This is a genomic window from Staphylococcus sp. GDB20D11A, assembly GCF_016893255.1.
GTDB classification, from domain to species: domain Bacteria; phylum Bacillota; class Bacilli; order Staphylococcales; family Staphylococcaceae; genus Staphylococcus; species Staphylococcus aureus.
The window spans coordinates 42,182-51,900 of the sequence record NZ_JAFEPJ010000020.1; the positions used below are offsets into that span (position 1 = coordinate 42,182).

General features: G+C 32.3%; 6 protein-coding genes. 1 reads left to right on the forward strand and 5 read right to left on the reverse strand.

Annotation, left to right across the window (positions count from 1 at the left end; genetic code table 11):
* Positions 1 to 13: 13 nt before the first annotated feature.
* The 3 genes from JV528_RS12230 to cyoE form a co-directional block, all read right to left on the reverse strand.
* Positions 14 to 1,051 (reverse strand): CAP-associated domain-containing protein, encoded by a 1,038-nt coding sequence (locus tag JV528_RS12230; RefSeq protein ID WP_000733416.1) that lies wholly within the window; start codon positions 1,049 to 1,051, stop codon positions 14 to 16.
* 321 nt (positions 1,052 to 1,372) lie between these two features.
* Positions 1,373 to 1,834, reverse strand: a complete 462-nt coding sequence (locus JV528_RS12235) for a DUF420 domain-containing protein (RefSeq protein WP_088550151.1) — start codon at positions 1,832 to 1,834, stop codon at positions 1,373 to 1,375.
* Between the two features lie 24 nt (positions 1,835 to 1,858).
* The gene (gene cyoE / locus JV528_RS12240; RefSeq protein WP_000031401.1) at positions 1,859 to 2,770 is read right to left on the reverse strand and encodes a heme o synthase; all 912 of its coding nucleotides are present in this window, start codon (positions 2,768 to 2,770) and stop codon (positions 1,859 to 1,861) included.
* 439 nt (positions 2,771 to 3,209) lie between these two features.
* On the opposite strand from cyoE, the gene JV528_RS12245 reads away from it, so the two are divergent.
* The gene (locus JV528_RS12245; RefSeq protein WP_000467123.1) at positions 3,210 to 4,121 is read left to right on the forward strand and encodes a COX15/CtaA family protein; all 912 of its coding nucleotides are present in this window, start codon (positions 3,210 to 3,212) and stop codon (positions 4,119 to 4,121) included.
* Between the two features lie 139 nt (positions 4,122 to 4,260).
* Here the strand turns inward: JV528_RS12245 and JV528_RS12250 are convergent, their stop codons facing one another.
* Positions 4,261 to 7,713 (reverse strand): pyruvate carboxylase, encoded by a 3,453-nt coding sequence (locus tag JV528_RS12250; RefSeq protein ID WP_000809516.1) that lies wholly within the window; start codon positions 7,711 to 7,713, stop codon positions 4,261 to 4,263.
* Positions 7,714 to 8,266: 553 nt separating this feature from the next.
* Positions 8,267 to 9,493, reverse strand: coding sequence for a cell division peptidoglycan polymerase FtsW (ftsW, locus tag JV528_RS12255; protein WP_000787937.1), 1,227 nt, complete (start codon positions 9,491 to 9,493; stop codon positions 8,267 to 8,269).
* Positions 9,494 to 9,719: the final 226 nt, after the last annotated feature.

Below are 9,719 nucleotides of genomic sequence, written 5' to 3' on the forward strand. Positions count from 1 at the left end.
ATACCCCTCATTGTTATTTTTCTAAGAAAATTAGTGAATAATAATCTCTCATTACATCTCCACCCATCTCATCGTATTTTGAATTTAATAGACGAGATCGATGTATATCTGAATTCATCCAACTATGGATTAATGTTGGTACATCATTAAACGCATAACCAACATTTTGAGCAGTTGTTTTATAAGTAACGTGATCTTTATCTAATTGCCCTCTTAATGCGTCCTCTGTAAATTCAACACTATCAGAACCATTAGAGGTCGCTTCATATAAGTTATTAGATGCAATATGTGCTAAATCGCTATTGATTTTCAATGGTTTTAATCCTTTTAATTTTCTCATTTCATTCGTTACTTCATAAAGAGAAATTAATTGATTTGGATTTTGCTCAACTGGACGCTTATTATGCTCTTCTGACGTAGAATTAGAATTTAATCGATAAGGTTCAATATCTGCTAACATTTCTTTTGTTAAAAATCGTACACTTAGCACCTTTTTCGATTGTTGATCAGAATACACTTGTGCATATATGTTGCCATATTTAATCAGTGTTTGTGTTTTTAAATCTTCATCTGAAAGTTCAAATTCATATTTTTTACCATCAACTTTAAAGGACGGTTCTGGATTAATACTTGTATGATTAAAAATTTCTGCAGAATGTTGTCCTATTTTTAACGGACTAACATTTACTTTTTCACCTGTAGCATACACTGAAACGATTTCTTCACGTTTAGTTGAAACAATGTAATAACTGTTTTTGTCTTTAAACACATAATTTTTGTAACCATCTCTAAAAGGATAGACACGATCTGCTTGTCCAAATTTAGAAGTAAGCACTTTAATATCTTTACCTACCCATGTACCAACACCTTCTTTAGGCTTTGGATTTTCAGCATGGTTATTTGATTTATTCACCTGTTCAGATCTATTTACTTTATTACCTTTATTCGGGTTCTCTAATACATCAAATTTTAATCTCGGTGAATAAAAAAGATATATTAAAAATCCAACTAAAAATAATACACCGACGACTCTTATAATTAACTTTTTCATCAATCAACCACCTAAAAAGTATTAATACTATTGTAAAAAACAACACATTAATTAGCAAATTTTCAACACTGACTGTGTCATTTCGATGAAACAAAATCATCTTCAGGCATAATGTTAACATCATAAAGATTTTCCCTACACTCTATATCATAACCTATCTTTATGTTTTCAGGTTGAATTTCATTATTAGGATTAAAATATGTATAAAAAAATGGACAGTTAAGGTATCAAATGAATACCATCAACTGCCCGACTATTTTTCATCAAAAAACCTGATAAAACAAATTGCCTTATCAGATTAGTATCATTTGTATAAGCGAATTAATGACCAAATGTTGCTTTAATCAGTGATGTTGTTTCTCCACCTGGATATAATACATATAATAATAAGTAAACTGCTACACCTGTAATTGCAGTACAGAACCATATAACTGAAGCGAATGGCCCGAATTTGCGGTGTACATTATATTTATCTTTAAATGCAGTAATAATTTGAACTAGACCTAGAATACCACCAATTGTTGCTAAATTAATGTGGAAAAATAAGAAAATCGTATAATATTCCTTAATTGATGCTGGTCCGCCAAATGCTGTATTACCGATAAAAATCGTTCTACTTGCATAGATTAAGAAAAAAGTTAAAGCAAAAACAGCTGCAGCTAACATAACATTTTTGTGTTTATTTATTTCCCTTTTCCAAATAAGTCTCCAACCAATGGCAATTAAAATTGCACTAATGACAATACATGTCGTACTAATCGTTGGTAAAATTGGAACGCCCATATTTTTCATCCTAACTTAATTAATCTAGATCAAAGTAAGTAATGAAACAATCACAGCTAACACGAAAAAGATCACTAAATAATTTAGTGAATATATAAACATTTGTGTTGCCCATTTTGTTTGATCTGAATTTTTCTTAAATGTTGTTAAACCTAATGCAATCCATCCTAAATTTAATAATGTAGCTAACACTACGAATACGACACCTAAATTTATTAGTAATAAAGGTACTGGCAATAAAATAATCAACCAGATAAACATACTGACACGTGTACGTTTAAAGCCCTTAACTGATGGTAACATTGGAATATTTGCAAGTGCATATTCATCTTTACGTTTAATAGCTAAGGCATAAAAATGAATTGGTTGCCAACAAAATACAACTAAAAACAGCGCAATCGCTGTTAAACTAATTTGTCCTTCAATTGCAACCCATCCAATTAGTGGTGGTACTGCTCCAGGAAAACTCCCAATCACTGTGTTCCATGTTGTATGTCTTTTAGACCATATTGAGTAATAAGACACATAACCTACAATCCCCATAAGACCAAGTACGCCTGATGGTATATTCAATAAAAACAAACAAATTTCTCCAACTAACATCATACCAAAACTTAATAGTAATAAATTTTGATCTGTAATTCTATTATTTACAGTTGGTCTATTTTGTTTACTAGGCATAATACGATCAATATCTTGGTCGTAATAATTATTTAACGCACATGCGCCACCCATAATTAAAGTAGATCCAAATAGCATTAATAAAATTTGAGGTATTGATGATAAGAAGGAATGATTTGTCATTACAACTGCTAGCCATGCGCCCGCAAAAGCCGGAATTAAGTTACCTTGAACAAGTCCCATTTTAATTATCTGTTGCAATTCTTTGAAGTTAACTCTGCTAATATTTTGTGACAAAGTATGCTCTTTGCTCATAATCCCCCTCCTTAAATTTGTTCATATAAGATTATGATATCTTAGATTGCATAAAAAGACTAGGTTTAATAAAATTAAATTGTGACAAATTAACGACAAGAGAAAATGTCAATTTTGTGACACAAATAACATTTAATTTATTGCTATAATGTATATGTTAGAAAATTTTAATAAGTAGAATCATGCATCTAAAAGAGATTAATATTTAAGCTTCAAATTTGAGTAAACGTGGATTACATAATTATCCCAATAAATAAATCATTACGATTAAGGTCTTTTTATGTCGTCCACTTACAATACTTGTAAAATTAAATCATATTTCCTGCGTTGGATCCCATCTTTTCATATCCTACAATCAGGTCAATTTATAGTATCATCTCAAATCCGGCTATTAATTCTAATTCTCAGTGATGCGTTTTTTTATGATGGGGTGTATAAATTGTTTGGCAAAAAGAATTTAAAATGGTTAGGTGTCGTAGCAACGTTAATGATGACATTTGTACAACTTGGTGGAGCCTTAGTTACCAAAACCGGATCAGCTGATGGTTGTGGTTCTTCTTGGCCACTATGTCATGGTGCGTTGATTCCAGAATTCTTTCCTATTGATACGATTATTGAGTTAAGTCATAGAGCCGTTTCAGCTTTGTCTTTATTAATGGTCTTATGGTTAGTTATCACTGCATGGAAACATATAGGCTATATTAAAGAAATTAAACCTTTATCAATCATTAGTGTTGGATTCTTATTATTGCAAGCATTAATCGGAGCTGCTGCTGTTATTTGGCAACAAAACGATTACGTTTTAGCATTGCACTTTGGTATATCATTAATCAGTTTCTCATCTGTATTTTTAATAACATTAATTATTTTCTCTATAGATCAAAAATATGAAGCTGACGAATTATATATCAAAAAGCCATTAAGACGTTTAACATGGTTAATGGCAATCATCATTTATTGTGGTGTTTACACTGGTGCACTAGTGAGACATGCGGATGCAAGTTTAGCATATGGTGGTTGGCCATTGCCATTCCACGATCTTGTACCACATTCAGAACAAGATTGGGTCCAACTCACGCATCGTATCATGGCTTTTATAGTGTTTACGATTATTATGATTACTTATATTCACGCTGTTAAAAATTATCCAAATAACCGTACTGTTCATTATGGTTATACAGCTGCATTTATACTTGTTATATTACAAGTTATCACAGGTGCATTGTCTATTATGACAAATGTTAACTTGATAATCGCACTATTCCATGCATTATTTATCACTTATTTATTTGGTATGACAACATACTTTATCATGCTAATGTTACGATCAGTAAGAAGTGACAAGCAATAACAAAAAAGCAAACCGTAATTTTAATGGCACGCCCATTAAAATTACGGTTTTTTATATCAATATTTAAAATTAAACCTAAGTCAAGTAAAAACGAGATTACACGTCAATTGTTGTGTAATCTCGTTTTATTTTAATCATTTTAGTCAGTTGCTTTTTCAATTTCGATTAATAAATCGCCTGTCGCTATTGTGTCACCATTATTTACAGTTACTTGTTTAATCACACCGTCAAATGGTGCTTGAATTGTTGTTTCCATTTTCATAGCTTCAGTAATTAGCAACGGCTGATTAGCTTTCACAGTTTCACCTACACTAACCTTGACTTCAGTTACTGAACCTGGCATTTGCGCACCGATATGACTTGGATTACTCTTATCTGCTTTTGGCTTAACGTTCGCATTTGTATGCACATTTTCATCTTTAATGTAAATACGTCTCGCTTGACCATTCATCGCATAGTAAATCGTTCTATTACCATTTTCATCTGGTTCACTAATCGTTTCTAGTTTAATAATTAATCGTTTACCTTTATCGATTTCGATTTCTACTGTTTCACCATTACGCATTCCAAAGAAGAATGTAGGCGTATCAAGTAACGATAAGTTTCCGTATTGATTTCTAGTTTGAATATATTGTTCATATACTTTTGGATATAATACATAACTAATAATATCTTGCTCAGTAACAGGACCTTGTTGCTCTTCTTCAAGCAACTCACGGACTTTTTCAAAATCAACCGGCTCTAGATATTCACCTGGACGAGCTGTTAGTGCTTCTTGGCCTTTTAAAATAACCGCTTGTAAATCTTTATTAAAACCATTTACAGGTTGTCCTATTTCACCTTTGAAGAACGACACTACTGATTCTGGGAAATCTAATTTATAGCCATCTGTAATCACGGATTGTTCATCAAGATCATTTTGTACCATATAAAGTGCCATATCACCAACTACTTTAGACGATGGCGTTACTTTTACGATATCACCAAATAAGAAATTCACTCTGCGATACATATCTTTGACTTCATCAAATCTTTCGCCTAAACCTAAACTTTTAGCTTGTTGACTTAAATTCGAATACTGTCCACCAGGCATTTCATGTTGATAAATTTCAGTATTCGGTGATTTGATATCACTTTCAAAGTCTGAATAATAAGTACGTACAGTTGACCAATAATGACTAAGTGACTCCATACCTTCAATATCAGTTCTAAGGTGACGTGGGAAGCCATTTAATGCATAATATAACGAATTGGCGCTTGGCTGACTTGTTAAACCACTCATTGAAGCAACAGCAGTATCAATGATATCGACACCAGCATCTATTGCTTGTTTGTACGTTAATAAACCATTACCACTTGTATCATGAGTGTGAAGATGGATTGGTAAATCTACAGCTGTTTTTAACTCACCAATCAATTCGTAAGCAGCTTTAGGTTTTAATAAGCCTGCCATATCTTTAATCGCTAAAATATGGAAACCTTCACGTTCTAACTCTTTAGCTAGTTTGACATAATACTCTAAAGTATAAATGTTTGATCGCTCAGGATTTAAAATGTCACCTGTATAACAAATAGTACCTTCTGAGATTTTGCCCGCTTCTTGTACTGCTTCATTGGCAACTTTCATTTGATCTACCCAGTTTAATGAATCGAAAATTCTAAAGACATCTATGCCTGCTTTAGCACTTTCTTGTACGAATTTATGAATAACATTATCAGGATAGTTTTTATAACCAACTGCGTTTGAAGCACGTAACAACATTTGGAATAATACATTTGGAATAGCTTTACGTAGACGTTCAAGTCGTTCCCATGGGTTTTCCTTCAAGAAATTATATGCCACATCAAATGTAGCACCGCCCCACATTTCTAGTGAGAAACCGTCTTTAAATACGTCCGCTGTTTTGGATGCGATATTAATCATATCCTTAGTTCTAACTCGTGTAGCTAATAATGATTGGTGTGCATCTCTAAAGGTTGTATCTGTTAGTAAGACATCATCCTGCTTTTTAACCCATTCAGCTACACCTTTTGGACCTACTTCATCAAGCAATTGTTTCGTACCACTAAATGAAGCGATTTTACTTGAAGATACAGTTGGAATTGATGCTAATTCATAGTCTGGTTTCGGACGTTTCTCAACATTTGGGAAACCATTAATTGTTACATTACCTATATATTCTAATGTTTTAGTACCTCTATCTAGAGACGGCTGAATGTCGAAAAGTTCTGGTGTTTCTTCAATAAATTTAGTTGTGTAATCACCACTTGTGAACTTTTTATTCTTCATTACATTAATTAAGAATGGAATATTAGTTTTAACACCACGAATACGCATTTCTCGTAATGAACGTACCATTTTTTCTTCTGCTTGTTTAAATGATATCGCGTGTGTAGATAATTTTACGAGTAATGAATCATAGTAAGGTGATATCTCAGCACCTTGGAAACCATCTCCAGCATCAAGACGTACACCAAAGCCACCGCTTGAACGATAAGCAATGATTGTTCCAGTATCCGGCATGAAATCATTTAACGGATCTTCTGTTGTAATACGACATTGGATGGCATAGCCCAATGTTGTAATATCTTTTTGTTGCGGCATATTAATCTCTTCACCAAATAAATCGGCACCTGCTGCAACTAAAATTTGTGTCTTAACAATATCAATTCCTGTTACCATCTCTGTAATTGTATGCTCTACTTGTACACGAGGGTTAACTTCTATAAAGAAGAATTCGTCACCAGATACTAGAAACTCAACAGTACCTGCATTGACATATTTAATATTTTCCATCAATTGAATTGCAGCATCACAAATACGTTGACGTAATGTTGGTGATAATCCAACTGATGGTGCAACTTCTACAACTTTTTGATGACGACGTTGTACTGAACAATCACGTTCAAATAAGTGTACGATATTTCCATGTTCGTCACCTATGACTTGTACTTCAATATGCTTTGGATTATCAATGTATCTTTCTATGTAAACTTCACTATTACCAAATGATTTTTCTGCTTCTGATTTTGCTCTATGGAAAGCATCTTCTAATTCACTTTCTTCACGAACAATTCTCATACCTTTACCGCCGCCGCCACTTGTGGCTTTAATCATTAGCGGGAAACCAGCTTCTTCTGCAAATTCTTTTGCTAATTCATATGATTTAATTGGACCGTCTGTACCAGGAATAACTGGTAAATCTGCCTTGATAGCCGTTGTACGAGCTTTAACTTTATCTCCAAACATATCTAAATGTTCTAAATGAGGACCAATAAATTTAATCCCTTCTTCTGCACAACGACGCGCAAATTGTTCATTTTCACTTAAAAATCCATAGCCAGGATGAATCGCATCCACATTCGCTTGTTTTGCTACATCAATGATACGCTCAATATTTAAATAACTTTCAGCAGGACCTAAATCACTTCCAACTAAATAGGATTCATCTGCTTTATATCTATGTAATGAACTTTTGTCTTCATTCGAATAAATTGCAACTGTGCTGATGTCTAATTCTGCTGCCGCTCTGAATATACGAATTGCAATTTCTCCACGGTTAGCAACAAGTAACTTTTTTATTTGTTTCAATAGCGATACACTCCTCAAACTATTAGAATTTTCTAACTAATTAGATAATAAAATTTTATCTTAAAGCGCTCTGTTTTGCTATAGTTATGTTTCAAATTTTCAAAATTTAACATTCTTGAGACAATTAAAACCTCCGCTTCAAAAATAATAATTTCAAAAATGATTATGCAACAACAGGTAGTTCACGTTTTTGTTGTGAAACATTTTCGATTTCTACAACTCTAAAAAATTAAAAATAAAATTGTAAAACATCAACATTTATTATCAATAGCGATAACTTTATCTTATCATCATGATTCTAATTTCGCCACCACATTTAGTGATTTTTAGTCATAAAATTTAGTTATAATTATACGTTGTTTTGTTTATAAAATTTGATAATCATGAGTAATCTCGTAATATCAAAACAAAAAGGAAGTTAAGCGTTGTTTGGTTGCCTAACTTCCGTTATTGAACTCATCAATCTAATTTGACAAAGAGTATATAAATAGCCAATGTTTAGTATCGCTTAATGACAGAAGTCATCTCGTACTAAATATTGGCTAGTATTTTTTTAATTAAATTGTCTTCTTATATCAACTTTTTGCTGTTGTTTCTTTCGTTGCTGGTCTACTTTGATTTGTTTACCTACAATCAGAAGTAATCCCATAGCAATACTTAAACTAATCATTGATGATCCACCAAAGCTGATAAATGGTAATGGCACACCAGTTAATGGAATTGTTGCCGAAATACCGCCAATGTTTACAAACGTTTGGCTTCCAAAGTATGTGGCAATCCCAACACACACAAGTTTATAAAAATATGATGATGTTTTATTTGCAAACTGGAAGGCACGATATACAATAAAGAACTCTAAAGTAATAACTAGCAATCCTCCGATTAAACCTAATTCTTCGCAAATAATTGCAAAAATAAAATCTGTATGTGGTTCTGGTAAATAGCCCAATTTCATTGCACTATTTCCTAATCCTTTTCCAAATACGCCACCGTTACCTATCGCAAGCAATGAATTGGAAATATGGTATCCAGTTCCTGATTCGAATTGGAATGGATCTGTTAGCGTACTAAATCTGGCAGTTAAATAACTTGGTAACCAACCAGCCATTAATGCAATGATAAATACTACTAAGAATCCTAGCACTGCTGGTATACCAAATCTTAGGACTTTGTTTACCCCAATTCCTGAATAAAAAATAATCGCAACTAAAATAATTAATATTAGTAATGTTTGCCCTACGTCCTTTTGTAAGAAAACTAAAAACGTACAACCTAATGCTAATACAATAGGACTTAAAATTAATTTTGGTTTACTTAATACTCTAGGCATTTTTTTACTGATCATAAATGGGATATATAATATGATTGCGATTTTTAATAACTCAGATGCTTGTAAGTTCATAAACCCTAAGTTTATCCAACTTTTAGAACCATTAATATCTTTACCGATTACTAACGTCAGTAATAATAGCGAGACGATAGTTATAATCATACCTTTTTGCACTTTAATATTACTCAGTAATTTAACATTCATTAAAAATGCAATAAAAAATACAATTATAAAACTCATTATGACATATGCTAATTGTCGGTTGTAAAAATACGTTCCTGGAACATCGATACCACCAGTCAATGTACCTTTAGTTGCTGGAACCATACTGGCACTATATACCATCACTAATCCAATTAAACTCAATACAATATATGTAACTAATAACGGATAATCAATAAACTTTGAGGTTTTACCAATATACCGTAAAATACTTCTAAAATTCTTCATATATTCAGTCATCCAATTCTACAATTTATACTTCAAATGATTTCGTTTTATACTTTAATTTTAAAAATCCATGTTACTTATTATATACATGACATCGTCATAATCACAAATATTAACAGGTATCTTGAGGTAATTTATAGAATATTTGTTTACTTAATATCGTGAATTGCTAAAACCCAATAAAAGTGACTGACATGTCATCAAGAATGAAATGCTCCCTTCAAAG